The following is a 212-nucleotide window of genomic DNA, read 5'->3' on the forward strand; positions in this document are numbered from 1 at the left end:
TATTTATTGATAAAACTACATTCAATGACTTTGATGAAGCATTTACGGCTGAGTTGCAATCCCATGCAGATCAGAAAACCATTTTATCAATCTTTGATTATATTGAGCAATCAACTGTCGAGTCAGCCTTAACTGAAGCAGTATTAGGATTAACACAGCAAGTTTCTCAATATCATCAGCAGCTACTTGAAGCGAAAACTACATTCAATGAC

1 protein-coding gene is annotated in these 212 nt (G+C 34.9%); it reads left to right on the forward strand.

The features are described 5' to 3' along the window. A partial coding sequence (locus tag ACEYW6_RS36875; RefSeq protein ID WP_412983703.1) for a hypothetical protein occupies positions 1 to 212 on the forward strand: 212 nt, incomplete at both ends.

Source organism: Nostoc sp. UIC 10607 (assembly GCF_047228265.1).
Classification (GTDB): Bacteria; Cyanobacteriota; Cyanobacteriia; order Cyanobacteriales; family Nostocaceae; genus Nostoc; species Nostoc foliaceum_A.